The sequence below is a fragment of the Neisseria sp. P0021.S006 genome (genome assembly GCF_051956895.1).
Genome location: NZ_JBQCWZ010001027.1, coordinates 1 through 525, shown reverse-complemented (window position 1 = coordinate 525; position 525 = coordinate 1). Strand labels below are relative to the sequence as shown.

General features: G+C 51.4%; 1 protein-coding gene. It reads right to left on the bottom strand.

Annotation, left to right across the window (positions count from 1 at the left end):
* Positions 1 to 525: alanine racemase C-terminal domain-containing protein (locus tag ACTHUM_RS18530; protein ID WP_440403757.1), on the bottom strand; the 525-nt coding region annotated here is incomplete at both ends.

The window sequence follows — 525 nt, the reverse complement described above, 5'->3', positions numbered from 1 at the left end:
CTCGATATAAGTAAACTTCGCACGTTTGATATTGCAGAGGATTTCGTACGGAATCATACCGGCAACTTCGGAAACTTCATTAATATTAATCACATCGCCCCAAAGCTCGACTTCCGCACCTAAACCCTCTTTCGAGGCTTCCAGCTCAACCGTAATCATATCCATAGATACCCTGCCGATAATACGGCTACGCTTACCATCCACCGCCACAGGGGAATTAGTGGAAGCGCGACGCGGATAACCGTCTGCATAGCCGCAAGCAATCAAACCGACACGGGTAGATTTGCTGGTGTAGAACGTTGCGCCGTAGCCAATCGGAGAATGCGGTTGCAACACACGTTCGCCGAAAACGCGGGAAGTCAGGCGCATAACCGGTTTCAAACGATCATCCACGCCGCCGAAAGGCGAAATACCGTATAAAGCCAGACCGGCACGTCCCCAATCGCGGCGCGCTTCAGTCACGTTCAAAATTGCGGCGGAATTGGCCAAGCTCTCTTCACCTTCCAAATCTTCACACGCCAAATC